Source organism: Sulfitobacter sp. 1A13368 (assembly GCF_043557275.1).
GTDB lineage: Bacteria > Pseudomonadota > Alphaproteobacteria > Rhodobacterales > Rhodobacteraceae > Sulfitobacter > Sulfitobacter faviae.
In genome coordinates this window covers 221,129-247,426 of sequence record NZ_JBIFFR010000006.1, presented here as the reverse complement: position 1 = coordinate 247,426, position 26,298 = coordinate 221,129, and the positions used below count along the sequence as shown (strand labels likewise).

The 26,298-nt window shown below is 64.6% G+C and carries 21 protein-coding genes and 1 riboswitch; of the genes, 9 read left to right on the top strand and 12 right to left on the bottom strand.

All coding sequences use genetic code 11. The features are described 5' to 3' along the window. Position 1: 1 nt before the first annotated feature. The 6 genes from ACGYK4_RS13840 to ACGYK4_RS13815 form a co-directional block, all read right to left on the bottom strand. Positions 2–940 carry a 2-hydroxyacid dehydrogenase gene (locus ACGYK4_RS13840; protein WP_394457025.1) on the bottom strand — a complete coding sequence of 313 codons (939 nt, stop codon included), beginning with the start codon at positions 938–940 and terminating at the stop codon, positions 2–4. Positions 941–943: 3 nt separating this feature from the next. Beyond that, the gene (rodA, locus tag ACGYK4_RS13835; RefSeq protein ID WP_067265296.1) at positions 944–2,083 is read right to left on the bottom strand and encodes a rod shape-determining protein RodA; all 1,140 of its coding nucleotides are present in this window, start codon (positions 2,081–2,083) and stop codon (positions 944–946) included. Continuing rightward, a complete protein-coding gene (gene mrdA, locus ACGYK4_RS13830) occupies positions 2,080–4,029 on the bottom strand; it encodes a penicillin-binding protein 2 (RefSeq protein ID WP_067265293.1) in 1,950 nt (649 codons plus the stop codon). The genes rodA and mrdA overlap by 4 nt, the downstream gene beginning before the upstream one ends. Before the next feature lie 15 nt (positions 4,030–4,044). Next, a complete protein-coding gene (locus ACGYK4_RS13825) occupies positions 4,045–4,584 on the bottom strand; it encodes a rod shape-determining protein MreD (protein WP_067265291.1) in 540 nt (179 codons plus the stop codon). Next, a complete protein-coding gene (gene mreC / locus ACGYK4_RS13820; RefSeq protein ID WP_067265288.1) occupies positions 4,581–5,483 on the bottom strand; it encodes a rod shape-determining protein MreC in 903 nt (300 codons plus the stop codon). Before mreC ends, ACGYK4_RS13825 begins: the two co-directional genes overlap by 4 nt. 71 nt (positions 5,484–5,554) lie before the next feature. Continuing rightward, positions 5,555–6,601 (bottom strand): rod shape-determining protein, encoded by a 1,047-nt coding sequence (locus ACGYK4_RS13815; RefSeq protein WP_040700660.1) that lies wholly within the window; start codon positions 6,599–6,601, stop codon positions 5,555–5,557. Positions 6,602–6,790: 189 nt separating this feature from the next. Here ACGYK4_RS13815 and ACGYK4_RS13810 point away from each other — a divergent pair, with 189 nt between their 5' ends. Further along, complete coding sequence (locus ACGYK4_RS13810; protein ID WP_067265286.1) at positions 6,791–7,372, top strand: VOC family protein; 582 nt, start codon at positions 6,791–6,793, stop codon at positions 7,370–7,372. Positions 7,373–7,631: 259 nt separating this feature from the next. Here the strand turns inward: ACGYK4_RS13810 and ACGYK4_RS13805 are convergent, their stop codons facing one another. Next, positions 7,632–9,200, bottom strand: a complete 1,569-nt coding sequence (locus ACGYK4_RS13805) for a 2-isopropylmalate synthase (protein ID WP_394457023.1) — start codon at positions 9,198–9,200, stop codon at positions 7,632–7,634. A gap of 296 nt (positions 9,201–9,496) precedes the next feature. Here ACGYK4_RS13805 and ACGYK4_RS13800 point away from each other — a divergent pair, with 296 nt between their 5' ends. Continuing rightward, positions 9,497–10,165 (top strand): SDR family NAD(P)-dependent oxidoreductase, encoded by a 669-nt coding sequence (locus ACGYK4_RS13800; RefSeq protein WP_394457021.1) that lies wholly within the window; start codon positions 9,497–9,499, stop codon positions 10,163–10,165. Beyond that, positions 10,162–11,688: a cryptochrome/photolyase family protein gene (locus ACGYK4_RS13795; RefSeq protein WP_394457019.1), complete on the top strand. Its 1,527-nt coding sequence runs from the start codon at positions 10,162–10,164 to the stop codon at positions 11,686–11,688. The genes ACGYK4_RS13800 and ACGYK4_RS13795 overlap by 4 nt, the downstream gene beginning before the upstream one ends. Here ACGYK4_RS13795 and ACGYK4_RS13790 read toward each other — a convergent pair. After that, positions 11,685–13,115 (bottom strand): nitrilase-related carbon-nitrogen hydrolase, encoded by a 1,431-nt coding sequence (locus ACGYK4_RS13790; protein WP_394457017.1) that lies wholly within the window; start codon positions 13,113–13,115, stop codon positions 11,685–11,687. The two genes, ACGYK4_RS13795 and ACGYK4_RS13790, sit on opposite strands and share 4 nt — an antisense overlap. Before the next feature lie 205 nt (positions 13,116–13,320). On the opposite strand from ACGYK4_RS13790, the gene ACGYK4_RS13785 reads away from it, so the two are divergent. Together ACGYK4_RS13785 and gltX are read left to right on the top strand one after the other, a co-directional pair. Further along, a complete protein-coding gene (locus ACGYK4_RS13785; RefSeq protein ID WP_394457015.1) occupies positions 13,321–14,871 on the top strand; it encodes an MORN repeat-containing protein in 1,551 nt (516 codons plus the stop codon). A gap of 64 nt (positions 14,872–14,935) precedes the next feature. Beyond that, positions 14,936–16,273, top strand: a complete 1,338-nt coding sequence (gltX, locus tag ACGYK4_RS13780) for a glutamate--tRNA ligase (protein ID WP_394457014.1) — start codon at positions 14,936–14,938, stop codon at positions 16,271–16,273. A 103-nt stretch (positions 16,274–16,376) separates the two neighbouring features. On the opposite strand, the gene ACGYK4_RS13775 is transcribed toward gltX, so the two are convergent. Then, the gene (locus tag ACGYK4_RS13775; protein WP_271692340.1) at positions 16,377–16,967 is read right to left on the bottom strand and encodes a gamma-glutamylcyclotransferase family protein; all 591 of its coding nucleotides are present in this window, start codon (positions 16,965–16,967) and stop codon (positions 16,377–16,379) included. 101 nt (positions 16,968–17,068) lie between these two features. Next, positions 17,069–17,155: riboswitch (glycine riboswitch) on the top strand. Between the two features lie 149 nt (positions 17,156–17,304). Between ACGYK4_RS13775 and gcvT the strand changes: the two genes are divergently transcribed. From gcvT to gcvP, 3 genes are all read left to right on the top strand, one after another. After that, a complete protein-coding gene (gene gcvT / locus ACGYK4_RS13770) occupies positions 17,305–18,438 on the top strand; it encodes a glycine cleavage system aminomethyltransferase GcvT (RefSeq protein ID WP_394457012.1) in 1,134 nt (377 codons plus the stop codon). A gap of 21 nt (positions 18,439–18,459) precedes the next feature. After that, positions 18,460–18,819: a glycine cleavage system protein GcvH gene (gene gcvH, locus ACGYK4_RS13765; RefSeq protein WP_067265267.1), complete on the top strand. Its 360-nt coding sequence runs from the start codon at positions 18,460–18,462 to the stop codon at positions 18,817–18,819. A gap of 107 nt (positions 18,820–18,926) precedes the next feature. Next, positions 18,927–21,773, top strand: a complete 2,847-nt coding sequence (gcvP, locus tag ACGYK4_RS13760) for an aminomethyl-transferring glycine dehydrogenase (RefSeq protein WP_394457010.1) — start codon at positions 18,927–18,929, stop codon at positions 21,771–21,773. A 34-nt stretch (positions 21,774–21,807) separates the two neighbouring features. On the opposite strand, the gene ACGYK4_RS13755 is transcribed toward gcvP, so the two are convergent. Together ACGYK4_RS13755 and ACGYK4_RS13750 are read right to left on the bottom strand one after the other, a co-directional pair. Further along, positions 21,808–24,339 (bottom strand): ABC transporter permease, encoded by a 2,532-nt coding sequence (locus ACGYK4_RS13755; protein WP_394457009.1) that lies wholly within the window; start codon positions 24,337–24,339, stop codon positions 21,808–21,810. Then, complete coding sequence (locus ACGYK4_RS13750; RefSeq protein ID WP_067265258.1) at positions 24,336–25,004, bottom strand: ABC transporter ATP-binding protein; 669 nt, start codon at positions 25,002–25,004, stop codon at positions 24,336–24,338. Before ACGYK4_RS13750 ends, ACGYK4_RS13755 begins: the two co-directional genes overlap by 4 nt. Positions 25,005–25,054: 50 nt before the next feature. Here ACGYK4_RS13750 and ACGYK4_RS13745 point away from each other — a divergent pair, with 50 nt between their 5' ends. Then, positions 25,055–25,711 carry an arylesterase gene (locus tag ACGYK4_RS13745; RefSeq protein WP_394457008.1) on the top strand — a complete coding sequence of 219 codons (657 nt, stop codon included), beginning with the start codon at positions 25,055–25,057 and terminating at the stop codon, positions 25,709–25,711. A 49-nt stretch (positions 25,712–25,760) separates the two neighbouring features. On the opposite strand, the gene ACGYK4_RS13740 is transcribed toward ACGYK4_RS13745, so the two are convergent. Continuing rightward, the gene (locus tag ACGYK4_RS13740) at positions 25,761–25,967 is read right to left on the bottom strand and encodes a cold-shock protein (RefSeq protein WP_209217039.1); all 207 of its coding nucleotides are present in this window, start codon (positions 25,965–25,967) and stop codon (positions 25,761–25,763) included. Positions 25,968–26,298: the final 331 nt, after the last annotated feature.

Sequence of the window (26,298 nt, the reverse complement as noted above, 5' to 3'; positions counted from 1 at the left end):
GTCAATACCCCCGGTCGCGGTCCACCAGATGAAGCAGAGGCTCACCGGCCTCGCTGCGACGGATGTTCTCGGCGATGACTTCCGAGGCCGTGTCGTTGCGCGTGGCCGCCGCGATATGCGGGGTTACGGTAACATTCGGATGCCCCCAATAGGGGTGATCTTCGGGCAGCGGCTCTACCCGGAAGACATCGAGCGTTGCATGGGCGATCTGCCCGCTATCGAGAGCTGCCAAGAGCGCATCGTCGTCGATCAGCGGCCCGCGACCGGGGTTGATGATGAAGGCACCCTCGGGCATTTGCGCGAGCGTCTCGGCATTCAGAACGTTCTGCGTGGCGGGTGTGTCGGGCATCAGGAGCACGGCGATCTCGGCGCGTTTGAGCGCTTCCGTCAGACCTTCGTCGCCATGCAAGCAACGCACGCCGTCGATCTGCTTTTCGCTGCGCGACCAGCCGGTCACGTCAAAGCCCAGACCCACCAGCGCCTCGGCCACAGCCTGTCCGAGCGCACCGATGCCCAGCACCGCCACGCTGCGCTCGCGCGCCAGCGGCGGCGTGCGCGGCGCCCATTTGGCATCCTTGCGCAGGATGTCGGTATCCATCCCCAGATGATGGCGCAGCACGTGGCCGGTACACCATTCCACCATGCCGTGGGTCAGGCCGAAATCGACCATCCGCGCCAGCGGGATCTTGAGCGTCTCGTTGCCGGTGATCGCCTCCACCCCGGCCCAGAGGTTCAGCACCGCCTTGGCGCGGGTATAGGGGGTGAAATCCTGCAAATCGCTGTTGGGGGCATAGACGATATAGTCGACCTCTTCGGGCGGCAGGTCGGTGGCCAGCGTGAAATCCTGCCCCGGCAGTGCTTTGCGCAGCGCTTCGTTCAAAGGCTGTTCGTAGCCGTCCCAGCGTTCGGCTTTAGCGGCGAAAAGAATGTTGATCGTCATGAATTACCTCGGTCTGTGAACATGCGCCGATTGCACCAAGCCGAAGGCCAGCAGCAGCACCAGCATGGCCGAGCCGCCATAGCTCACCATCGGCAGGGGCACGCCGACCACGGGGGCCAGCCCCATGACCATCGACATGTTAACGGCGAAAAAGAGAAAGAAGTTAAGCGCGATGCCAAGGGTCAGCAGGCTTGAGAACCGGTCCTTGTTCTTCACCGCCGAGGCCACGCAGAAAAGGATGATCAGCGCGTAAAGCCCCAGAAGGGAGACGCCGCCGACAAAACCGAACTCTTCGGCCAATGTGGTGAAGATGAAGTCGGTGTGTTTCTCGGGCAGGAAGTTCAGCCGCGATTGGGTGCCTTGCATATAGCCGCGCCCCGACCAGCCGCCCGAACCAAGCGCGATCTTGGATTGGGTGATGTGGTAGCCCGCGCCAAGCGGGTCTTGGCTGGGGTCGAGAAAGGTGTCGATGCGGCGGTATTGGTAGTCTTTCAGCAATTGCCACGGTGTTCCGCGCGACTGGAAGACGGCGGTGACCAGCCCGATGGCGGCGGTGATGACGGCGGCGAAATAGGCCCAGTGCACGCCCGCAAGGAACATCAGCCCGCCCCCGGCGGTCAAGAGCAGGATCGAGGTGCCAAGGTCGGGCTGTTTCAGCACCAGCGCGGTGGGGATCACGATGATCAGAATGGGCACCAGCACCCAGAAGGGGCGCGAGACCTTCTTGACCGGCAGCCAGTCGTAATAGGCGGCCAGAAACAGGACCAGCGTGATCTTCATCAGTTCCGACGGTTGCAGCCGCATGAAGCCGATGTCGATCCACCGCTGCGCGCCCATGCCGACAGAGCCGAAGAGTTCGACCGCGACCAGCAGCACCAAGGTCGCCCCATAGGCCACGCCCGACAGGTTGCGCCAAAGCCAGATCGGCACCATCGCCACGGTGAACATGATCGCCATGCCCATGGCGAAACGTTTCATCTGCGGTTCGGCCCAAGGGGAGAATGACCCGCCCGCAACCGAATAGAGCATCAGAAAACCGACGCCCGCGACACTGGTCAGCAGGATCGCCAGCGGCCAGTTCATAAAGAGGATTTTGCGCAGCCCTGTGGGGACGGATTTGACCGTATGCTCAAGATAGCTCATGCCTGATCCTCCCCCTCCAGATTGGCGGTGGTCTCGGGCGTGGTGTTGCGCAGTTCCTCTTGCTGGGTGGCGATGCGGCCCCGGTCGGACTTGGGGTAGGCTTCAAGCGGCGGCTCGCCGCCCGCCATGGCCTGCAACATCACGTCGCGCGCAATCGGGGCTGCGGCTGTCGAGCCGCCGCCGCCGTGCTCCACCAATACGCAGGCTGCGTATTTCGGTTTGTCATAGGGCGCAAAGCAGACAAAGAGCGCGTGGTCGCGGCGTTCCCACGGCAGGTCGGCGTTGCTGGTCACGCCGCGGGCGCGTTCGGCGGCGGTGATGTTGCGCACCTGACTGGTGCCGGTCTTGCCCGCCATGCGCATCGTGTCATCGATGATCCGGCTGCGATAGCCCGTGCCGCGGCGGTCGTTCACCACATCGTACATCGCCTTGCGCAATTGGCGCAGGTTGTTCTCGTTCAGCCCCATCGGTTCGCCCGCGCCGCTGGGTTGCTCCACCCCGTCGATGGATTTGATCAGCCGCGGCGTCACCGCGCGGCCCGTAGCGATCCGCGCGCTCATCACCGCCAATTGCAGCGGGGAGGAGAGGGTGAAACCTTGCCCAATAGAGGCGTTGACCGTGTCGCCCACGACCCAATCCTCACCCCGGGCCGAACGTTTCCACTGTTTCGTGGGCGCCAGCCCGCCCGCGACCGAGGACAGCGCCAGATCATGTTTGATCCCAAGGCCAAAGCGGTTCGCCATGGCGGTGATCTTTTCGATCCCGACTTTTACCGCCAGATCGTAGTAATAGACATCGCAGGATTGTTTCAGCGAATGTTGCAGATCGACCCAGCCGTGGCCCGCGCGTTTCCAGCAGTGGAACCGCCGCCCCGCGACCTCCAGATGACCGGGGCAATAGACCGTCTCATCGGGGGTGACGATGCCCTCTTCGATGGCGGCAAGTGCCACGATCATTTTGAAGGTCGAGCCGGGCGGGTAGGTGCCCTGTATGGGTTTGTTCACCAAGGGGCGGTATTTGGAATTGAGCAGCGGGTTGTAATCCGCCGAAGAGATGCCGCCGATAAAGAGGTTCGGGTCGTAGCTGGGCGAGGATGCAAGCGCGGCCAGATCGCCATTCTCGCAGTCGATGATGACCACGGCTGCGCTTTCCTCGCCCAGACGGGCCTGCACATAGCGTTGCAGATTGGCGTCCACGGTCAGTTGCAGATCGGCCCCGGCCTGCCCCTCGCGCCGCTCCAGCTCGCGCATCACGCGGCCCGTGGCGTTGACCTCCACATGTTTGGTGCCCGCCGCACCGCGCAGCAGGTTCTCGGCGCGGGCTTCGACGTTGATCTTGCCGATTTGAAAACGCGGGATGCGCAGCACCTGATCGGGGTTCTCCAGCGCGTCCAGGTCGGCTTGGCTCACCCGGCCCACGCGGCCCACCACATGGGCGAAATCCGCGCCGCGCGGGTAGACGCGGGTCAGGCCCACTTCGGGCGTGACGCCGGGCAGGGCGGGGGCGTTGACGCTGACCTTGCTCACGACTTCCCAGCTGACGTCATCGACGATGGTGACGGGCAGGAAGGGGGCAGAGCGCGACATTTCGGTCATGGCGCGTTCGCGGGTCTCCTCGTCGATCTCGATGACTTGGGCGAGCCGCTCCATCACGGCTTCCACGTCGCCCGCATCCTCGCGGACCATGACGATCCGGTAGGAGGGCACGTTATCGGCAAGCTGTATGCCGTTGCGGTCGAAAATCTCACCCCGGGCGGGGGGGATCAGGCGGATGTTGATGCGGTTCTCTTCGGCCAGCAGGCGGAACTGATCGGCCTGATCGACCTGTAGATAGCGCATGCGCGCGGCCAGCCCGCCCATGAACAGCAGCTGCGCCCCGCCCAAAAGGGCGGCGCGGCGCGTCAGGCGCGTGTGGGTTGCATCATTGTCGGCGCGGCTCCGTCTCATCTCATCGCTCCCCGATCAAACCCGTTTGCCAAGCGCATCCAGATCGCCCGGCGCGGTCTTGCGCACGCCCATGATACCATGGGTCACCGCCACGATCAGCGGATAAGCGAGCGTCGTCAGTGCCAATTCCGTGAGGTTCAGCGTCAGCGAAGGCGTCGGCACCAGCGCAAGGCTCAGCAAAATCCGGTTGGCAAAGATCACCATGGTCAAGATCACCGCCACGGTCAGCCATTCGGCGGCAAAGCTCGCATCCCGCAGGTGCCGCCCCCGCGATTTGAGGTTCTCGACCCCGATCAGGGCCAGCACCGCCCAAAGGCCGGGCGGGCGTTGCAGCAACAGGTCCGCCAGCAGAAAGACCAGCGCTAGAAAAAGCGAGGGCACGTATTCGGGCCGTCGAAGCCCCCAAGCGCATGCAAAGCCCAGCAGCAGGTCCGGCCCGGCCCAAGCCCGCGGGGTCGTCTCAAGCGGAAGGAGGTGGAAGAACAGGATCACCAGCGCCAGCGCGACAAAGCTCAGGCGCATGACCCAAAGGCGGCTGCGCGACAGATCGGTCATGGCTGCACCCCGACCGGCGCTGCCGGATCGGCCAAGGGGCCGTCGGAGGTGATGACATGGGCGGTGTCCGGCACGGTTTCATTGCCGTGATGGCGCAGGACGCGCAGGAACTCCAACCGCTCGTAATCCGCCGCCAGCCGGACGCGCAGCCGCCCGCCCGGATCGGCGGCGACCTGACCGATCAGGATGCCCGCGGGGAACACGCCGCCATCGCCCGAGCTGATCACCCGGTCACCGGGGCGGACCAGCTCGCGGTTCTCGATGAAGTCCAAGGGCGGCGCGGCGCTGTTGTCGCCCGCCACGATGGCACGTTGGCCCGAAGGCTGGATCGTCGCCGGGATGCGGCTTGAGGCATCGGTCAGCAGGATCACCCGCGCGGTGTTCTTGCCCACGCCTGCGATGCGGCCCACAAGGCCGATGCCGTCCATCGTGGCCCAGCCTTCGACCAGCCCGTCGCGCGCGCCGACGTTGAGCAGCACCGACTGGCGATAGGGTGAGCCGCTGTCGGCCAGCACCGTGCCGGTGATGAAGGTCAGCCGCGGGTCGAGCCGCACGTTGTTGAGGTCCAGCAGCCGGGCGTTCTCTTGCTCAAGTTGCAGCGCGGCCTCTTTCCACGCCTGCATCTGCCGCAGTTCCGAGCGCAGCTCGCGGTTCTGTTCGCTCAGGCGCTGGTAGCTTTGGAAGTCGCGCAGCAGGTTGATGGTGCCGGTGACCGGGGCCATAGCCCAGTCGAGATTGGGCACGAAACGATCCGTCACCTGCGCGCGAAAGCGTTCAACGCGGGGGCTGTCAATACGCCAAAGCAGGAAGATGCCGGTCAGCGCCAACACCAGCACGACCAGCAGCAACCGCCGCAGCGGGCCGGTGAAATCGCTGGAACTGGAACGGTCCTTGGCCATCTGTGCCGAAACTCCCACCCGGTCAGGCGGGGCGGTGTCGCCGCGTGCCGGGTCTGGCTAACTTGCCAGTGTTAACTGTCGTAGTCGATCGCGTGGCGCAGCTGTTTCTCGTATTCCAGCGCCTTGCCGGTGCCGAGGGCCACGCAGTTGAGCGGCTCATCCGCGACCGAGATCGCAAGGCCCGTTTGTTCGCGCAGCGCCAGATCAAGATCACCCAAGAGCGCGCCGCCGCCCGTGAGCATGACGCCACGGTCAACGATGTCGGCGGCAAGGTCGGGCGGGGTGGTCTCCAGCGCGGTCATCACCGCCTCGCAGATCTGCTGCACCGGTTCGGCCAGCGCCTCGGCGATCTGGGCCTGTGTGACCTCGATCTCCTTCGGCACCCCGTTCAACAGGTCACGACCACGGATCTGCATCGAAGTGCCGCGCCCGTCGTCGGGCATCCGCGCCGTGCCGATGGAGGTCTTCACCCGTTCGGCCGTCGTCTCCCCGATCAACAGGTTCTGCTGGCGGCGCAGGTAGCTGATGATGCCTTCGTCCATTCGGTCACCGCCGACACGGACCGAGCGGGCATAAACGATGTCGCCCAGCGAGAGCACCGCCACTTCTGTCGTGCCGCCGCCGATGTCGACGACCATATTGCCGGTGGGGTCGGTGATCGGCATGCCCGCGCCGATGGCCGCGGCGATAGGCTCCGCAATCAGGCCTGCGCGACGCGCGCCTGCCGACAGCACCGACTGGCGGATCGCGCGTTTCTCAACCGGGGTGGCCCCATGCGGCACGCAGACGATGATCTTGGGCTTTGAGAAGGTCGAGCGCTTGTGCACCTTGCGGATGAAGTGCTTGATCATCTCCTCGGCGGTGTCGAAATCCGCGATGACACCTTCGCGCATCGGGCGGATCGCCTCGATGCTGCCCGGGGTGCGGCCCAGCATGAGTTTCGCATCCTCACCCACGGCGAGCACTTTCTTGACGCCGTCCTTGACGTGATAAGCCACAACCGAAGGTTCGCTCAGCACGATGCCCTTGCCCTTGACGTAAACCAGCGTGTTCGCGGTGCCGAGGTCGATCGCCATATCAGAGGAGAACAGGCCGCGGAATTGATCGAGGATGGACATAGAGTAGCGGAGCCTTGCAACTATTCGGACAGGCCCGCCTGCATGGGTCCACGCGCGGGCTATTGGCTCTTATAGGGCGCACGGGGTCAGGGTGAAAGGGGCAAGACCGCAAAGGTGGCGCGATATTGCCGCCGCGCTATCATAGAGCGGAATATTTAGGGCGCAGCACAGGCGGAGGAAGGCGATACCATGCAGAAGATACAGACACTTGGGGTGCATCACATCACCCTCACCGGGGCGGACCGACAAAGCTCCATCGACTTTTGGGAGGGTGTGTTGGGGATGCCTTTCATCTTTGACCAGCCCAATCTGGATGACCCGGACGAGGGGCATTTGTATTTCGATCCCGGCGATGGTCGGCTGATTACGATCTTTACCAATGAGAACCGCAAGCGGGTGCACAACCGCACGCCGATGGACCCGGGCTGCGTGCATCATCTGGCCTTCGAGGTGGACCGCGCGATGTTCGATCAGGTGCCCGCGCGGTTGGAGGCGCGGGGCATCGGGCATTCCGGCGTGAAGGACCGCGGCTTCATGCATTCGATCTATTTCAAGGATCCGCTGGGGCTGTTGATCGAACTGGCTTGCTACACTTTCATCCCACCGCGCGGGTCGAGCCATGCCGAGGTGATGCTGGAGGCCCACAAGCTGCGCGTGGCGGCGGGGGATGATCATATCCAGCGCCAGCATCTCGCGGATGCAGTGGTGAAGATCGTAGAGCGGGGGCAGGCGTCGCTGAGTGACGATCGTGGGGCGAAGAATCCGTATTGAAGTTGCCACCGGGCCCGGAATCAAGCCGCAGGCGCCGGGCCATCGCCTGCCCGCCCGTCACGCCAAAGGCGTGCCGATATACACTGGCGCACCTTTGGTGCGACCGGGTAGGCGATTTGGTGAGGCTGGGTGCGACCTTGCCAGCGCACATCATGGTTGAGCCATAAAGTGGGTCTAACGTCGCGTTGGATCGCCGACCCGCGGGCAGGCGATAGCCCTCTCCGCAAAGAAGAAGGGCGGGGTTACCCCCGCCCTCCGATCAACTCACATCTTTATAATTAATCTCGCGCTTGTCCGTGCCGCCCTTCTCGCGCCGCACCAACAGGCGGTTGAGCGCGTGGATATAGGCCCGCACGCTCGCCACCACGGTATCGGTATCCGCCGACTGGCCGGTCACGATGCGGCCCTCTTCCTCCATCCGCACGGAAACCGTCGCCTGCGCGTCGGTGCCCTCGGTCACCGCATGCACCTGATAAAGCTGCAAACGCGCGGAATGCGGCACCAGCGCCTTGATGCAGTTGAACGCCGCATCGACGGGGCCGTCGCCGGTCTGGTTCGTGGTCTGCTCTGCGCCGTCGATCTCAAGCACCATGTCGGCGGTCTGCGGGCCATCGGTGCCGCAAACGACCTTGAGCGATTTCAGGCGAATGCGGTCTTCCTCCGGGTCGGTCGCGGTGCGCATCAGCGCGATGAGGTCATCCTCATAGATTTCCTTTTTGCGGTCGGCCAATTCCTTGAACCGCACGAAGACATCCTTGAGCTGGTTGTCACCCAGTTCAAACCCGAGGTCTTCGAGCTTGGAGCGCAGCGCGGCGCGGCCCGAATGCTTGCCCATGACGATGTTGGTCTCGGTCAGGCCCACGTCCTCTGGGCGCATGATCTCAAAGGTCTCGGCGTTCTTCAGCATGCCGTCTTGGTGGATGCCGCTCTCATGTGCAAAGGCGTTCTTGCCGACGATGGCCTTGTTGAACTGCACGGCAAAGCCCGAGACAGCAGCGACACGGCGCGAGATGTTCATGATCTTGCGGCTGTCGATGCGGGTCTCGTAGGGCATGATGTCGTTGCGCACCTTGAGTGCCATGACGACCTCTTCGAGCGCCGTATTACCCGCGCGTTCGCCCAAGCCGTTGATGGTGCATTCGATCTGCCGCGCCCCGGCCTCCACGGCGGCGAGGCTGTTGGCCGTCGCCATGCCGAGGTCGTTGTGACAATGGGTGGCAAAGACGATCTCATCCGCGCCGGGCACGTTCTCCAACAGCTTCGCGATCAGATCGGCGCTTTCACGCGGGGCGGTGTAGCCCACGGTGTCGGGGATGTTGATGGTGGTGGCACCGGCCTTGATGGCGATTTCCACGACGCGGTAGAGATAATCAAGCTCGGTCCGCGTGGCGTCCATCGGCGACCATTGCACGTTGTCGCAAAGGTTGCGGGCATGGCTCACCGTCTCATGGATGCGGTCGGCCATCTCGTCTTGGGTGAGGTTCGGAATGGCGCGGTGCAGGGGCGAGGTGCCGATGAACGTGTGAATGCGCGGCCGGGCTGCGTGTTTCACCGCTTCCCAGCAACGGTCGATATCGCCCAGTTGCGCCCGGGCAAGGCCGCAGATCACGGAATTCTGGCTCTGCCGCGCGATCTCGGACACCGCTTTGAAGTCGCCCTCTGAGGCGATGGGAAAGCCGGCCTCGATGATGTCGACGCCCATCTCGTCCAGGAGCGACGCGATCTCAAGCTTCTCGGCATGGGTCATCGTCGCCCCGGGGGATTGTTCGCCATCCCGCAAGGTGGTGTCAAAAATCAGCACACGGTCCTGTTTCGTCATATCTGTCATCCTGGGTTCTTTCTTTGCTGGTATCCTTGGCGCGCAACACATCCCTCTGAGCGGGCGCGCCGAAGGGCACGCTCAGAGGCGGATTAGGTGCAGCAAGTTGGCGCGCAGCAGGCCCGCGCAGTTGCGCGGCAGGGTCGGGATATGGACGGCCTGTGTCATGGGAGTAGTTATACGCCCGTCTTTTCAAATGAAAAGGGGGTGTTGCGGCTTTTGTTTGCCCCTGCGTCAGCGCCGCCTATCTGCCTATAAGCAAGGGAGATCAGGATGCAGCGACAAGCGATACCATGGGCGGCGTCATGAGCGCACGGGTGCTGGTAATTGGGGCCAGCGGCGGGATCGGCGCGGCGCTAAGTGCGGCGTTGCGTGCGCGCGGCGATACGGTGACGGCCCTGTCCCGCACGGGCGATGGGCTGGACCTGACGGATGAGGCATCGGTCAATGCCGCGCTGGAGGGGCTGAGTGGCCCTTTCGATGCGGTGATCGTCGCCACCGGCGCTTTGGAGATCGACGGGGCAGCGCCGGAAAAATCGCTGCGCGCCGTTACGCAAAAGGCGATGCTGGATCAGTTCGCGCTGAACGCGGTCGGCCCGGCGCTGGTGTTGCGCCACGCGGCCCGGCTTTTGCCCTGTGACAGGCGCGCGGTTTTCGCCGTGCTTTCGGCGCGGGTCGGCTCCATCGGGGACAACCGTCTGGGCGGGTGGATCAGCTACCGCAGCGCCAAGGCGGCGGTGAACCAGATCGTGCATACCGCCGCGATCGAGCTGACGCGCTCCCATCCGCAAAGCATCTGCGTGGCGCTGCATCCCGGCACTGTGGAGACACCATTCACCGAGAAATACCTTGGCCGCCATCCCGCCGTCCCACCAAGTGAGGCGGCGGGCAATCTGTTGCGGGTAATCGACGGGCTGACCCCGGAGGAGAGCGGCGGGTTCTTCGACTGGGCCGGAAAGGCGGTGCCGTGGTGAGCCGTCTGATCTTGGTCTTGGGCGACCAACTCTCGCTAAACCTGCCGTCACTGAGCGAGGCCGACAAGGCGCGCGATGTGGTGGTCATGGCCGAAGTGGCGCAAGAGGCGGAATATGTCCGCCACCACCCTAAGAAAATCGCGCTGGTCTTTGCCGCGATGCGCAAATTCGCGCGTGCGTTGGAAAAGGATGGCTGGACGCTGCGCTACACCCCCTTGGACGATCCCGATAACGCGGGCTCCATCGTGGGCGAGTTGCTCCGCTGGGCCGAAGAAACGGGCGCGGGCGAGGTGATCGCGACCGAGCCGGGGGAGTGGCGGCTGATCAACACGCTGAACGATGCGCCGATCCCCACACGCCTTTTGCCGGACGACCGTTTCCTCGCTAGCCGCAAGCGGTTCGAGGATTGGGCCGAGGGGCGCAAGGCGCTGCGGATGGAATACTTCTACCGCGAGATGCGCCGCGAGACGGGGTTGTTGATGGAGGGCGACGACCCCGCAGGCGGCAAGTGGAATTTCGACCACGACAACCGCAAACCTCCGAAGGAAGGGCTGGATATCCCCGACCCGCTCACCTTCGCCCCCGATGCCGAGGTAGAGGTGGTGCTGGGGCTGGTGGCGGCGCGCTATGGCGACAACTTCGGCGATCTGCACCCCTTTGACTTTGCCACGACGCGCGCGGAAGCCTTGCAGGTGCTGGCGCATTTCATCGCCCACGCCCTGCCGCGTTTCGGCGACTATCAGGACGCGATGCTAGAGGGGCAGCCCTATCTCTTTCATGCGCTGATCTCACCTTATCTGAACCTCGGGCTGCTGGACCCGTTGGAGGTCTGCCGCGCCGCCGAGGAAGCCTGGCAGGCGGGAGAGGTGCCGATCAACGCCGCCGAAGGGTTCATCCGCCAGATTCTCGGTTGGCGGGAATATGTGCGCGGCATCTATTTCCTCGAAGGGCCGGACTATGTGGAGCGCAACGTGCTGCGCCACGACCGGGACTTGCCTGCCTTTTACTGGGGCGCCGATACCCAGATGAATTGCCTGCGTCAGGCCATCGGGCAGACCCGGAAACACGCCTATGCCCACCATATCCAACGGCTGATGGTGACAGGCAATTTCGCCCTGCTGGCCGGGATCGACCCGCATCAGGTGCATGAGTGGTATCTAGAGGTCTACGCCGACGCCTATGAATGGGTCGAAGCGCCCAACACGGTGGGCATGAGCCAATTCGCCGATGGCGGGGTGATCGCCTCAAAGCCCTATGTCTCCTCCGGGGCCTATATCAACCGCATGTCGGATTACTGCAAAGGGTGCAGCTATAGCGTCAGCACCAAGGCGGGGCCGAAGGCCTGCCCCTTCAATCTGCTCTACTGGCATTTCCTTGACCGTCACCGCGAGCGGTTTCAGGGCAATATGCGGATGAAGAACATCTATGCCACTTGGGACCGTATGGACGACGACCGGCGCGAGGCGGTTCTGCGCGATGCGGATAAATGGTTGCAGCGGTTGGACGCGGGCGAGACGGTCTAGGCCGTCTCTGCTTTCAAACGCGGGCCGGGAACGGCTGGCCCGTTGCGCGCCTTCGCCGCCGCGATGCGCCCTGCAAGCCTCTGCGCGCTCTGCGGCGCATGGCCCGCCGCCACGCAGTCATCCACGTTGCCGCCGCCCTCCAGCAGGATGCGCAGGATCGCGTCCTCTGCGCGGGCCTCTTCCGTGTCGCGGGTCGGGCTGGGCGCCGGTCCCTGCATCCATGCCCGCACCGTATTGCTGCGCCAGTCACAGAGCGCCGGCACCTCGGTTTGGTAAAGGTCTTTGACCGGGTTGAAATCCCCCATCAGGGCCGCAATCCCCATGGCGGCAGCGGATTTGTTCTGTGCGGTGAGCAGCATCTCCCCCGCGTCATCGGCCAAGGCGCGTAGCATCAAGCTACGCAGGGGAGGGGCGAGCATCTCGGCGCTGACCTCTGCCCCGAGCGCGGCCAGTTCATCCCGCAGCGCGGCGTGCAGATTGTCCGACAGCGGCACGTCAATCTGGCGGACATTCTCGGCCCCCAAGGCATCCCGCGCAATCGCCGCCGCGAGCGTGGTGTCGTTCCCCTCGGCCTGTTCGATCAGCACCTTGGAAGCGCCGGTTTTCGCAACATAGTCCCGCAGCCCCACGACCAAGGCGCGGTAGTCCCGTTCCAGCGCCTCCGGCTGCGGCGCGAAGGCGCTTTCAACGATCCGCCAGCCTTCCGGCCCGCGCTCCAGATCGACATGGGCAAGCGCTGTGTCGAAGGCAGGCATCTGCAATGCCAGCTTGCCGCCGGGATTCAGCGCGAATGTGGCGCCATCGAATACTGTCTCACCCTCGCCGCCGGTCATGTTGAGGTGGATCACCGGCAATTCCGTTTCGATCACCCGCGCGACCATGTGGTTGAGGCGCCGCTCCATCGCGCCGCGCAGATGGGGCGCGGCATTGGGGATCAGCAGCAGTTCGGCCCCCGTCTCGGCCTGCGTTTCGGCCACGTCGCCCGTCTCACCATCCGCGCCGATGGGAGAGCCGATGCGCAGCCCCGCCACCGCATAGGGGCCGCTGATCGGCGCGGGATCGAAGGGCGTGCGCGGTCGGGGTGCGTGTTGCAGCACCCTTTGCGCGATCTTTCCGCCTTGCAGAATAAGGTAAGCGTTGTGTAGCTTGCCGGCCTCAATCCAAGGCGCGCCAAGTGCCAAGGCGGGGCCATCGGCGCAATGCGCGGCCAGCGCTTCAAGCTGCGTCAAGACATCGCGCTGAAAGGAAGGATTTTGCGACAGTCCTTGCGCGTCATGCCCGGTCAGGAAGAGTTCGGGCAGGGCGACCATCTGCGCGCCTGCGTTGCGCCCGGCCTGCCATGCGTCGCGGGCCAATGCCGCGTTTCCGGTCAGATCACCGGCGGTGGGGTTCAACTGCCCGAGGGTGAGGCGGAAACGGTCTGACATGGCAAGGCTCCGGGCTGGCTGGCATCGGGTGGGTCTAGCAGATCGGACCGGGGGCGAAACCCCCGTGCGCAGAGCTGACCCGCAGCACCGGGTGCGCGGGATCCGCCCAAACCGGCGTGCCCCTCTTGCAAACACGTTGCCTCTGCCCTCTATCACCCGTAACCTCGGGCCGAATGCCACTTAACGAGATCGGGAATTTCCGCCCATGTTGCACCGCAGCCTGCCCCTCTGTCTGATCGCCCTTCTGGCCACGCCGCTTGCGGCGCAGGACGGGCAGGTGCTGACCAAGGAATATGACGACGGCGGCATCTATGAGGGCACCTTTCAAGGCGGTCTTCAGCATGGCACCGGCACCTATAAGCTGCCCAATGGCTATGAATACTCCGGCGAATGGGTCGAGGGGGAGATCAAGGGCGAGGGCGTTGCACGCTTCCCTAACGGATCGGTCTATGAGGGCAATTTCGCCAAGGGCAAGCCTGACGGCCTGGGCAAGATCACCTTTGCCGATGGCGGCACCTATGAGGGCGAATGGGAAGCGGGCGCGATCATGGGGCAGGGCGTGGCAATCTACGCCAATGGCGTGCGCTATGAGGGCGAGTTCCGCAACGCCAAACACCACGGCAAGGGCGTGATGCAAAGCCCCGGTGGCTATGAATACAAGGGCGATTGGGTCGATGGCGTCAAACAGGGCGTTGGCACGATCACCTATCCCGATGGCGCGGTCTATGAAGGTGAGATCGAGGCCGGCAAACGCAGCGGCGAAGGCACGCTGACCATGCCCGACGGGCTGGTCTATGTGGGCAAGTGGAAAGACGGCCAGATCGATGGCACCGGTACGCTGACCCAACCCAATGGCGACGTCTACGAAGGCACGCTGGTCGCGGGCCGCCGTGAGGGCAAAGGCAAGGTCACTTATAAAAACGGTGACACCTATGAGGGCGATTTCAAGGATGACCGCCGCGACGGGCAGGGCACCTTCACCGGCACCGATGGCTATGTCTACACCGGCTCTTGGGTGGCCGGGCAGATAGAAGGCGAGGGGCAGGTGACCTATCCCGACGGGTCGGTCTATGTCGGCACCTTCCGCAATGATCTGGCCGATGGCACGGGCAAAATCACCTATCCCGATGGCTCGACCTATGAGGGCGAATGGATCGCCGGGGTGATCGAGGGCGAGGGGATCGCCACCTATACCAACGGCGTGGTCTATGAAGGCGCGTTCAAGGACGCCCGCAACCACGGCCAAGGCGTGATGACCTATGCCGATGGCTACCGCTATGAGGGCGGCTGGCAGGACGGCCAGCGGCATGGGCAGGGCAAAGCGACCTATCCCGATGGCACCGTTTACGAGGGGGCCTTTAGGAACGGCCAGCGCCACGGTCAGGGCAAGATCACCATGGCCAGCGGTTTCGTCTATGAGGGCGAGTGGACCGAGGGTGAGATCGAAGGGCAGGGTGTTGCGACCTATGCCAATGGCGATGTCTATGAGGGCACCTTCAAAGCGGGCAAGCGGCAGGGCAGCGGCACCATGCGCTATGCCAGCGGCGAGGAAGCCACGGGCGAATGGGAGAATGGCGTGCTGAGTGATGGGGCTGCCGGGGCCGAAACCTCGGATGCGGAGCCCGCGGAGGCGGCGCCGGTTGCGACTGACGGTGAGGCAAAGGCCGCCGAAGAGGAGCCGTCTGAGGATCGCACCGAGGCGGACACTTCAGAGGCTACGCCCGCTCAGACCGGCACCGCAGCAGACGGCGGCTAACCCCGCCTTTGCTGGACAACGCCCGCGCCCTGTGGCAAGCCCGCGCGCAACAGGAGTACGCCAGATGTCCAACCCCACAATCACCCGTTTCGCCCCGTCCCCCACTGGCTATATCCATGTGGGCAACCTGCGCACCGCGCTGATGAACTACCTTATCGCGCGCAAGGCGGGCGGCACCTTCATCCTGCGCATCGATGATACCGATCCCGAACGCAGCAAGGAAGAATACGTCGACGGCATCAAGCAAGACCTCGAATGGCTGGGGCTGGAGTGGGACCGGGTCGAGCGTCAGTCCGAGCGGCTGGATCGCTACCACGCCGCCGCCGATGACCTGCGCGAAAAGGGCCGTTTCTACGAGGCTTTCGAGACGCCGACAGAGCTGGACCTCAAGCGCAAGAAGCAACTCAACATGGGCAAGCCGCCGGTCTATGACCGCGCCGCGCTGAACCTGTCGGACGAAGAGAAAGCCGCCCTGCGGGCCGAACGCGGCGATGGGGTCTGGCGCTTCAAGTTGGATCACGCGCGGATCGAATGGGATGACGGCATTCTTGGCGATATCTCCATCGACGCGGCTTCGGTCAGTGACCCGGTGCTCATTCGCGGCGACGGGCAAATCCTTTATACGTTGGCGAGCGTCGTCGACGACACCGAGATGGGCGTGACCCATGTGGTGCGCGGCTCGGACCATGTGACCAACACCGCCACGCAAATCCAGATCATGCAGGCGCTTGGCAATGCAGCGGTGCCCTCCTTCGCGCATCACTCGCTGCTGACCGGCCCGCAGGGCGAGGCGTTGAGCAAGCGTTTGGGCACATTGGCGCTGCGCGATCTGCGCGAGCAGGGGGTGCAGCCCTTCGCGCTTCTGAGCCTGATGGCTCGGCTCGGGTCCTCCGATCCGGTGGAACTGCGCACGGATATGGCAGAGCTGATCGACGGCTTCGACATCAACCGCTTCGGCTCGGCCCCGACGAAATTCGACGTGGCCGACCTCTTCCCGCTGACGGGGCGCTACTTGCAGCAATTGCCGCTGGAGGCCGTGAAAGACGACATCACAGCGCTTGGTGTGCCGGAAGACAAGGCCGCGCAATTCTGGGCCGTGACACGCGAGAATATCTCGACCCTGAAAGACCTCGGCCCCTGGTGGGCCATGTTCCGCGACGGGGCGGAGCCGGTGATTGCCGAGGAAGACCGCGAATTCGTGGCACAGGCCATGCTGCTGCTGCCCGATATGCCTTTCGATGAGAGCACTTGGTCCAGCTGGACCGCAGCGGTCAAGGAAGCCACGGGCCGCAAGGGACGCGGGCTGTTCCGGCCATTGCGTCTGGCGCTGACGGGGCAGGAGCATGGGCCGGAGATGGCGCAGGTGATGCCGCTGTTGCAGGTGGTGAAGGCGCGCGGCTGATTGGCAGGCGGGAGCGCTTGGGGCGACTTCCCGGGGGCGCTGCCCCCGGTCCCCCGAGGGTATTTGAGAAAGGATGAAGGAGGTTTGGGGGCGTGTTTCGCCCTTAGAAGTTCCTTGCGGCGAAGGTTGTTTCGGCGCGTTCTTTGATCTGCACTGACAGGCGATCCATGTGCTGGTCGACCACGGCGGTTTCCGCTTCTGTCAGCGTTTGGTGGCGCGGGTAGAGGGGGGCTGCGCGGTCGTCGAGGATGGGCGTGTCCCAGCCGTCGGTCGTATCGAAAAAGCGCGCGGCGCCATCGGTGCCGAATTCGCGCAGGAAGCCTTGGACCACCACATCGAGATAGCTGAGCAGGATGACGTGATCGCCGTGGGTCACTGCGATGTCGGCGGGGATCGCGTAATGGGCGATGTCGGGGGCGGGGGTCAGGTCATGCACCACCGCGCCGCCTGAGGCGTGGCGTTCGTAGCTGTATTCGCGTTTGTCCAGCGCGGCCCAATCCGCGCCCGGCACGGCGGCGATCAGCCCGTCGATGCGGGTAGCGGGGTGCTGCACCACGGAAAGATAGACGATATCGCGGCCTTCGGTGCGGACCCATTGGCGGCGCCAACCGTCGAGCTGCGCCGTGCGGGCATCGGGGTAGCTATGGGTGTTGCGGTTCACGAGGCTGCCGTAGCCAAAGAAATAGGGGGTCATGCGGGGTGCTTTCCATCTGCCGTGTTGCCGGTAAGAAAACATGTGTCGCATCCGCTCACAAGCATGCTTGACGCAGAGGTATGCCCCAGCATACGAAAGGCCCAATCGTCACGGGAGAATCGGTTAACACCGATGCCGAAGGAGCAACCGCCCCGGAAACTCTCAGGCCCCAGGACCGTGATGTGACCAAGACTCTGGAGAGGGGCGCGGATGCGCACGCCGAAGGGATAACGATCTCAGGCGGAAGGACAGAGGGGGCATCAGGCGCAGCATTTGCGGCGCCAAGGTGCCGGCATGGTCAAAAGGTCATCCGGAAGCGACAGGAAAGGCGAACCGGATGAGCGATCTCAAGCAGACGGCATTGCATGATTTGCATGTGGAACTGGGGGCCAAGATGGTGCCCTTTGCGGGCTATTCCATGCCCGTGCAATACCCTCTTGGCGTGATGAAGGAACATCTGCACACCCGTGCCGCCGCCGGGTTGTTCGATGTGGGCCACATGGGGCAGGTCGTCGTTCGCGCCAAGTCTGGCAGCTATGAGGATGCGGCCTTGGCGATGGAGCGGCTCGTGCCCGTCGATGTGCTGGGCCTTGGGGAGATGCGCCAGCGCTATGCCATGTTTACCGATCCCAATGGCGGTATTCTGGATGATCTGATGCTCGCGAACCTCGGCGATCAACTCTTCGTCGTGGTCAACGCGGGCTGTAAGGACGACGACATCGCCCTGATGCGCGCGAACCTGTCGGAGACCTGCGAGGTCGAGGTGCTGGACGATCGCGCGCTGCTGGCGTTGCAGGGGCCGCAGGCCGAGGCTGCCTTGGCGCGGTTGCAGCCCTCGGTGGCGGATATGAAATTCATGGATGTGGCGCGGGACGTCGATCTTGATGGGATCACCGTCACCCTGTCGCGCTCGGGTTACACCGGGGAGGACGGCTACGAGATTTCCGTCGCCAATGGTGACGCGGTGGCGCTGGCGCGAAAGCTTGTGGCGATGGAGGAGGTCGAGCCCATCGGCCTTGGCGCGCGGGACAGCCTGCGGCTGGAAGGCGGGCTTTGCCTTTATGGTCACGACATCGACACCACCACCACGCCGGTCGAGGCGGCGCTGAACTGGGCCATCCAGAAGGTGCGGCGCGAGGACGGCGACCGCGCGGGCGGCTTCCCGGGCGCGGGCGTGATCTTGCAACAATTGGCCGACGGCGCGCCGCGCAAGCGCGTGGGGTTGCTGCCCGAGGGGCGTGCCCCGATGCGCGAGGGGGTCGCCATTTATGATGCCGCCGAGGGCGGCAACGAGATCGGCCGCGTGACCTCCGGCGGCTTTGGTCCGACGGTTGGCGGCCCGGTTGCCATGGGATATGTCAGCGCCGAGCATGCGAAGGTCGACACCGCGCTCTGGGGCGAGGTGCGCGGCAAGCGCTTGCCGCTGACTGTCACGAAAATGCCGTTCGTCGCGGCGAACTTCAAACGCTGAATCTACACAGGGAACTCCATTATGAAATTTACCGAAGAGCATGAATGGCTGCGCGTCGAGGGTGACGAAGTGGTCGTGGGCATCACCAACCACGCTGCCGAGCAGCTGGGCGATGTCGTATTCGTGGAACTGCCTGAGGAAGGCACCACCGTCAGCAAGGACGACGAGGTCGTCGTGATCGAATCCGTGAAGGCGGCGTCGGACATCCTTGCCCCCATCGACGGTGAAATCACGGAAGTGAACGGCGCGCTGACCGACAACCCCAGCATGGTCAACGACGACCCGCAGGGCGAGGCGTGGTTCTTTAAGATGAAGGTCTCTGACGCCAGCCAGATGGACGACTTCATGGACGAAGCCGCCTATCAGAAATTCATCGGCTAAACCGCCGCGCGCGCCGGGGGACCGGCGATGCTGATCACCTGCGTCGCCCCATGGGCGGCGCGCCACAAACAGGGGGCGCCCTGCCGCGCCGTGACGAGGAACCCGACATGAGCTTCAAGCCCACCGATTATCTGCCCTATGATTTCGCCAACCGGCGTCACATTGGCCCGTCCCCTTCCGAGATGTCGCAGATGCTCGACACCGTGGGCGCCGAAAGCCTTGATGCGCTGATCGACGACACGCTGCCCAAGGCGATCCGGGCGAAACAGCCGCTCGACTTTGGCAAGGCGATGAGCGAGCGTGAGGTGCTTGAGCACATGCGCCGCGTCGCGGGCAAGAACAAGGTGCTCACCAGCCTGATCGGTCAGGGCTACCATGGCACGGTCACGCCCCCGGCGATCCAGCGCAACATCCTTGAGAACCCGGCGTGGTACACCGCGTATACGCCCTATCAGCCCGAGATTTCACAGGGCCGTCTGGAAGCGCTGCTCAACTTCCAGACCATGGTGAGCGACCTCACCGGGCTCGAAATCGCGAATGCGTCGCTGTTGGACGAGGCCACGGCCTGCGCCGAAGCGATGACAATGGCGCAGCGCAGTTCGAAATCGAAAGCCAAGGGTTTCTTCATCGACGTGAACTGCCACCCGCAGAACATCGCCGTGATGAAGACCCGCGCCGAGCCTCTGGGCATCGAGGTCATCGTCGGCGAACCCGAGGAGATGGAGGCCGAGAAGGTTTTCGGCGCGATCTTTCAGTATCCCGGCACCTATGGCCATGTGCGCGACTTCACCGATCACATGGCGGCGCTGCACGAGGTCAAGGCCGTGGGCATCGTCACCGCCGACCCGCTGTCGCTGACCCTGCTGAAAGAGCCGGGCGCCATGGGCGCGGACATCGCCGTCGGTAGCACCCAGCGGTTCGGCGTGCCCGAGGGCTACGGCGGCCCGCACGCCGCCTATATGGCCTGTAAGGATTCCATGAAACGTGCCATGCCCGGCCGGATCGTCGGTGTCTCCATCGACGCCCATGGCAACCGTGCCTACCGCCTGTCGTTGCAGACCCGCGAGCAGCACATCCGGCGTGAGAAGGCCACGTCGAACGTCTGCACCGCGCAGGCGCTGCTGGCCGTCATGGCCTCGATGTATGCCGTGTTCCACGGGCCGGAGGGCCTCAAGGCCATCGCGCAGCGCATCCACCGCAAGACCGTACGTCTGGCCAAGGGGCTGGAGGCCGCGGGCTTCGAGGTGCAGCCGGATGCCTATTTTGACACGATCACCGTCGAGGTCGGCCCGCTGCAGGCCGCGGTGATGAAATCCGCCGTGGACGAGGGCATCAACCTGCGCCGCGTGGGTGAGACCCGCGTCGGCATCACGCTCGACGAGCGCACCCGCCCTGACACGATCGAAGCGGTCTGGCGCGCCTTCGGCATCCGTCAGGCGGATGATGATTTCACGCCCGAGTACCGTCTGCCCGAGGGGCTGCTGCGCACGAGCGATTACCTCACGCACCCGATCTTCCACATGAACCGGGCCGAGACCGAGATGATGCGCTACATGCGTCGTCTCGCGGACCGTGACCTCGCGCTCGACCGCGCGATGATTCCGCTCGGCTCCTGCACCATGAAACTGAACTCGGCTGCCGAGATGATGCCGGTGACATGGCGCGAGTTCTCGCTCATTCACCCCTTCGTGCCCGCCGATCAGGCGCTTGGCTACCGCGAGATGATCGACGATCTCTCGGACAAACTCTGCGAAATCACCGGCTATGACGCGATTTCCATGCAGCCGAACTCCGGCGCGCAGGGCGAATACGCAGGTCTTCTGACCATCGCTGCCTATCACCGCGCCAAGGGCGAGGGGCACCGCAACATCTGCCTCATCCCGATGAGTGCGCATGGCACCAACCCGGCCTCGGCCCAGATGGTCGGCTGGAAGGTGGTGGTGATCAAGACCGCCTCTAACGGCGACATCGATCTCGACGATTTCCGCGCCAAGGCCGAGCAGCACAGTGAGAACCTCGCCGGCTGCATGATCACCTATCCCTCGACCCACGGCGTTTTCGAGGAGACCGTGCACGAGGTGACCAAGATCACCCATGACCACGGCGGGCAGGTCTATATCGACGGGGCCAACATGAACGCCATGGTGGGCCTGTCCCGCCCCGGCGATCTGGGCGGCGACGTGAGCCACCTGAACCTGCACAAGACCTTCTGCATCCCGCATGGTGGTGGCGGCCCCGGCATGGGCCCCATCGGCGTGAAATCGCATCTGATCGCGCATCTGCCGGGCCACCCGAACGAGGAAGGCGCCGCCGTCTCCGCGGCACCTTACGGCTCTCCCTCCCTGCTGCCGATCTCTTGGTCCTACTGCCTAATGATGGGCGGGGACGGTCTGACGCAGGCGACCCGGGCGGCGATCCTCAACGCCAACTACATCGCCAAGCGGCTCGAAGGGGCTTACGACGTGCTCTACAAAGGCCCCTCTGGCCGGGTGGCGCATGAATGTATCATTGACGTGCGCCCCTATGAGGAGACGGCGGGGATCACCAACGAGGATGTCGCAAAGCGTCTGGTCGACTGCGGCTTCCACGCGCCGACCATGTCCTGGCCGGTGGCAGGCACGCTGATGGTGGAGCCGACGGAGTCCGAGACCAAGGCCGAGTTGGACCGTTTCTGCGATGCGATGCTGGCGATCCGCGAGGAGATCCGCGAGATCGAGGAAGGCCGCATGGACCGCGCAAACAACCCGCTCAAGAACGCGCCGCACACGGTGGAGGATCTGGTGGTGGAATGGGGCGACCGTCCCTACAGCCGCGAACAGGGCTGTTTCCCGCCGGGCGCCTTCCGGGTCGACAAATACTGGCCGCCGGTCAACCGCGTCGACAACGTGCACGGCGACCGCAACCTGATCTGCACCTGCCCGCCGCTGGAGGACTACGCCGAAGCGGCGGAGTAAGGTTCAGACCCAGACAACACCTAAGGGCGCGGGATCACTCCTGCGCCCTTAGCATATCTGCGGGACGTGCGTTCAGCGCCTTCAGCGCAAAGCCCAGACCCGCCAGCACCGTGGCTAAGACGCCGCCCGCGATGATCATCAGCGCGTTGGGCCAGACCACGGCGAAATCGGTCTCCATGACGAAATGGCTCACGGCCCAGCCGCCGGTGATCCCCGCCAGCAGCGCCACCGCCCCGGCAAAGAGGCCGAGCAGCGCGGCGCGCAGCACAAAGCTGGTGGCGATGGCGCGGCGTGAGGCGCCCATGGTTTTCAGCAGCGCCGCCTCATAGCTGCGCGCGCCGGTGCCTGCAGCGGCGGCCCCGATCAGCACCATGAACCCCGTCGCCAGTGTGGCCAAGGCGCCAAAGGAGATGGCAGAGGCGAGCCCGGCCAGCACCGCCGCGACCCGGTCGATCGCATCGCGCACGCGGATGGCGGTGATGTTGGGGTATTCGCTGGCAAGATCGCGCAAGATCGCGGCCTCCGCCTCGGGTTCGGCATAGACGGTCGAGATGAAACTATGCGGCGCACCGGCGAGGGCAGCGGGGTTCATCGTCAGCACGAAACCGATCCCGGCGGTCGAGAAATCGACCTCGCGAAAGCTGGTGATCGTGCCGGTGATGTCGCGGCCAAGGATGTTGACGCTGAGCGTGTCGCCCAGCTCCAGCCCGATCTCTGCGGCCTCTTCGGCGGCAAAGCTGATTTGCGGATCGCCGCTGTAATCCTGCGCCCACCATTCCCCCGCCGTGATGCGCGTGTCTTCGCCCGGCAGCGCGGCATAGGTCACCCCCCGGTCGCCGCGCACGACCCAGTGATCGCCCGCGACCTCACGCGCGGGGCGTCCGTTGATCTGGGTGATCACGCCGCGCAGCATCGGGGCGCTTTCGATGCGCGACACGGCTGGATCGCCCTCAAGCCGCGCGGTATAGCCGGGCATCTGGTCTTTCTGGATGTCGACGAAAAAGTAGGAGGGTGCCACATCAGGCAGGTTGCCCGAGATCGCCCGGCGTAGGTTGCCGTCGATCTGCCCCACGGCGGCCAGCACCGAGAGGCCAAGGCCAAGCGCCAACACTACCGCCGTCGCCCCTTCGCCGGGGCCGCCGATGGCCGCCAGCGCCCACCGCAGGCGCGGATGGCCCCGCGCCCGGCGGGCCGCCGTACGGGCCAGCAGACGCAAGAGAGTCGCCGCCAGCGCGAGCACGGCGAGCGTCGCGGCCAATCCGCCCAGTGTCCAAAGCGTGAGCGACCACGAGCCGTTGAACCAACCCGCCAGCACAAGCAGAGTGGCCAGCAGCAGCGCCATCGCGACGAGATAGGGCGCGGCGGGCCAAGGCGATTGCCGTTGCCAATCGTCGCGGAACAGCGTCGCGGCGCGAACATCGGCGCTGCGCGCGAGCGGCCAGAGGGTGAAGAGAGCAGCGGTCAGCAGCCCGTAGAGCGCGGCCTCAATCAGCGGGGCGGGGTAGAGGGTGAAACGCGCGGGCAGGGGCAGGCTTGCCTCGATCAGCGGCGCAAGCAGCAAGGGCAGCCCCGCCCCGATCAGCAGGCCAAGGGCGACCCCGACCATGGCCAGAATGCCGACTTGGATGAAATAGGTCTGAAAGATCGTCGCGCGGGATGCCCCCATGGCGCGGAAGGTGGCGATGACGGCGGTCTTGCGTTGCAGATAGGCCCGCACCGCTGCTGCCACGCCGACCCCGCCGACGGCAAGGCCCGAGAGCCCGACGAGCACCAGAAAGGCGCTCAGCCGTTCGACGAAACGCGCCACGCCCGGCGCGCCGTTGCGCGCGTCGGTCCAGCGCATCCCGGCATCGGCAAAACGCGCCTTGGCCTCGGCTTCGAGCGGGGCGAGGGCGGTGCCCTGGGGCAATTCGAGACGGTATTTGCTGTTGAAGAGCGTGCCGGGGGCAAGCAGGCCGGAGCCTTCGAGTGCCGCGCGTTTGACCAGTGTGCGGGGCCCAAGGGAAAATCCGCTGGCGGCGGAATCCGGTTCGCGTTTGATCAGCGCGGTCAGGGTGAACTCAGCCTCGCCAACGGCGAAAGTGTCACCGGGGGAGAGGGCCAGCCGATCCGCCAGTGCCCGTTCCATCACCGCGCCGGGCAGAGCGGTGGCCTCGGGCGAAAGGGCATCTTCCAACGGCAGGACGGGGTCCAAGACCATCTCGCCGATCAGCGGATAGAGGTCATCGACCGCCTTGACCTGCGTGAGCGCGCGTTCTGAGGTCTCGCCCGCGCCGGTGACGGCCATGGAGCGGAACTCGACGATCTCGGAGACCCGCGTGGCGCGTTCGGCCATCCAGTTGCGCTCTTCGGGGGTGGCGAAACGGTAGGTGAAATCAAGCTCGGCATCGCCGCCCAGAAGGGCCGCGCCCTCGGCCTCCAGCCCGGCTTCGATCGCCGCGCGGACGGTCCCGACAGCGGCCAGCGCGGCCACGCCGAGCGCAAGACAGGCCAGCAGCAGGCGAAAGCCGCGCAGGCCGCCGCGCATTTCCCGGCGGGCGAAACGGGCGGCAAGGCGCAGGCTCATGCGAGGCGCCCGTCGCGAAGTTCCACCACCCGGTCGCAGCGCTGCGCCAGATCATCGGCATGGGTGACCAGAACCAGCGTCGCGCCATGGCGGTCGCGCAGTTCAAACAGCAGGTCCATGATCGCGGCCCCATTGCGGCTGTCGAGACTGCCTGTCGGCTCATCCGCCAAAAGGATCGCGGGGCGGGGGGCTGCGGCGCGGGCGAGTGCCACGCGCTGTTGCTCGCCCCCCGACATCTGTGCGGGATATTGGTTGATCCGGTGGCCCAGCCCCACGGCCTCCAACTCGGCCCGCGCGCGGTCAAAGGCATCATCGGCGCCCGAAAGCTCCAGCGGGGTGGCGACATTCTCAAGCGCGGTCATGGTGGGGATGAGGTGGAAAGACTGAAAGACGATCCCCATGCGCCCTTGCCGGAACCGGGCCAACCCGTCCTCGCGCAGCGCGCTCAGGTCATGGCCGAGGGCGGTGACCTTGCCGCCCGTGGCGCGCTCCAGTCCGCCCATGACCATCAGAAGCGAGGATTTGCCCGACCCGGAAGCGCCGGTCAGCGCGATGCTCTCCCCTTGCTGGACCTGCAACGAAATGCCGCGCAGAATATCGACGGGGCCGGCATTGCCCTTGAGGCTCAGCGTGACATCTTGAAGGTCATAGACAGGGTCGCTCATCGGGTCGCCTTTGGCTTGGGATACGTGATGGATATGGAGGTCCGCGAAGGATGCGCAAGGTATTGATCTGTTTTGCCTTTATTTTAGGCAACGCGGCGCAGGCCGAGGAGGTGGTGATCGCAGCCCTCGGCGATAGCCTGACCCAAGGCTACGGGCTGCCCGCCGAGGAGGGGTTCGTGCCGCAATTGCAAGACTGGCTGGATGCCGAGGGGGTCGAGGCCAAGATCCTCAACGCGGGCGTGTCGGGCGATACCACCGCTGGCGGGCTGGCGCGGGTCGACTGGACCCTGACGCCCGAGGTGGACGCGATGATCGTGACGCTGGGGGGCAACGACCTGCTGCGCGGGCTGGACCCGGCGCAGGCGCGCGGCAACATCGACGGCATCCTTGCCGCTGCGGAAAAGGCGGAGGTTGAGGTGCTCTTGGTCGGCATGAGCGCGCCGGGCAACTATGGGCCAGGCTATAAGGCGGAGTTCGAAGGGCTCTACCCCGATCTGGCCGAGGCTTACGGCACGCTGTTTTACCCGGACTTTTTTACCGGCCTGCTGGCCGAGGAAAAGAATGCCGCCAGCGCGCGGAGCGAGACGGTGCAGCGCTATTTCCAAGGCGACGGCATCCACCCCAATGCCGAAGGGGTGGCGCTGATCGTGGAGGACATCGGCCCTGCGGTGGCAGAGCTTGCCGCCCGCGCCGCCGAGCGCCGCTAACAAAAACGGACGCCGCAGCGTCCGTTTCGATCCTCGTGATGTGGCCCGTTCAGGCCAGCGCGATGTTGCTCGCGCTTTCGCGGCCATCGCGGCCCGCTTCGACGTCAAAAGTGACCTTTTGGTTGTCGGCCAGCCCGGTCAGCCCGGCGCGTTCCACTGCGGAAATATGGACAAAGATGTCCTTGCCGCCCGCATCCGGTGCGATGAAGCCGTAGCCTTTTGTCGTGTTGAACCATTTTACGGTGCCAGTAGCCATGCCCCGTGTCTCCCTCTCTTTGATCTGCCCGCAACATGCGGCAGCGCGGCTCGGTCGAATTCGTGATCGCTGGAGCCTTAGGGCAGCCGGGTCGAAAAGTCTTCGCGTCGCAGTTGTGATATTGGAATCTCTATTTTTAAAATCAAGGATTTTTACGGGGCGAGGGGGCGCAAGCAAGGAAGCGCCCATGAAATATAACCTGCCTGTTACAAAACTGGCAGGCATCTCGGGATTTTCCGGAAGGCGCGTTTTTCAAAAATTTACCAGTTGATAAAAAAATGATTCCGTGAGAGCGTTTTCAAAACACCAAGAAAACGACAGGGATTTTGAT

Excerpts from the sequence above, each read along its gene's own strand:
- rodA (WP_067265296.1), bottom strand. The coding sequence starts at position 2,083 with ATGAGCTATCTTGAGCATACGGTCAAATCCGTCCCCACAGGGCTGCGC.
- gltX (WP_394457014.1), top strand. The coding sequence starts at position 14,936 with ATGTCCAACCCCACAATCACCCGTTTCGCCCCGTCCCCCACTGGCTAT.
- ACGYK4_RS13790 (WP_394457017.1), bottom strand. The coding sequence starts at position 13,115 with ATGTCAGACCGTTTCCGCCTCACCCTCGGGCAGTTGAACCCCACCGCC.
- mreC (WP_067265288.1), bottom strand. The coding sequence starts at position 5,483 with ATGGCCAAGGACCGTTCCAGTTCCAGCGATTTCACCGGCCCGCTGCGG.
- ACGYK4_RS13825 (WP_067265291.1), bottom strand. The coding sequence starts at position 4,584 with ATGACCGATCTGTCGCGCAGCCGCCTTTGGGTCATGCGCCTGAGCTTT.
- ACGYK4_RS13745 (WP_394457008.1), top strand. The coding sequence starts at position 25,055 with ATGCGCAAGGTATTGATCTGTTTTGCCTTTATTTTAGGCAACGCGGCG.
- gcvH (WP_067265267.1), top strand. The coding sequence starts at position 18,460 with ATGAAATTTACCGAAGAGCATGAATGGCTGCGCGTCGAGGGTGACGAA.
- ACGYK4_RS13775 (WP_271692340.1), bottom strand. The coding sequence starts at position 16,967 with ATGACCCCCTATTTCTTTGGCTACGGCAGCCTCGTGAACCGCAACACC.
- ACGYK4_RS13810 (WP_067265286.1), top strand. The coding sequence starts at position 6,791 with ATGCAGAAGATACAGACACTTGGGGTGCATCACATCACCCTCACCGGG.
- ACGYK4_RS13750 (WP_067265258.1), bottom strand. The coding sequence starts at position 25,004 with ATGAGCGACCCTGTCTATGACCTTCAAGATGTCACGCTGAGCCTCAAG.
- ACGYK4_RS13805 (WP_394457023.1), bottom strand. The coding sequence starts at position 9,200 with ATGACAGATATGACGAAACAGGACCGTGTGCTGATTTTTGACACCACC.
- mrdA (WP_067265293.1), bottom strand. The coding sequence starts at position 4,029 with ATGAGACGGAGCCGCGCCGACAATGATGCAACCCACACGCGCCTGACG.
- gcvP (WP_394457010.1), top strand. The coding sequence starts at position 18,927 with ATGAGCTTCAAGCCCACCGATTATCTGCCCTATGATTTCGCCAACCGG.
- ACGYK4_RS13740 (WP_209217039.1), bottom strand. The coding sequence starts at position 25,967 with ATGGCTACTGGCACCGTAAAATGGTTCAACACGACAAAAGGCTACGGC.
- ACGYK4_RS13800 (WP_394457021.1), top strand. The coding sequence starts at position 9,497 with ATGAGCGCACGGGTGCTGGTAATTGGGGCCAGCGGCGGGATCGGCGCG.
- ACGYK4_RS13755 (WP_394457009.1), bottom strand. The coding sequence starts at position 24,339 with ATGAGCCTGCGCCTTGCCGCCCGTTTCGCCCGCCGGGAAATGCGCGGC.
- ACGYK4_RS13785 (WP_394457015.1), top strand. The coding sequence starts at position 13,321 with ATGTTGCACCGCAGCCTGCCCCTCTGTCTGATCGCCCTTCTGGCCACG.
- ACGYK4_RS13815 (WP_040700660.1), bottom strand. The coding sequence starts at position 6,601 with ATGTCCATCCTCGATCAATTCCGCGGCCTGTTCTCCTCTGATATGGCG.
- gcvT (WP_394457012.1), top strand. The coding sequence starts at position 17,305 with ATGAGCGATCTCAAGCAGACGGCATTGCATGATTTGCATGTGGAACTG.
- ACGYK4_RS13840 (WP_394457025.1), bottom strand. The coding sequence starts at position 940 with ATGACGATCAACATTCTTTTCGCCGCTAAAGCCGAACGCTGGGACGGC.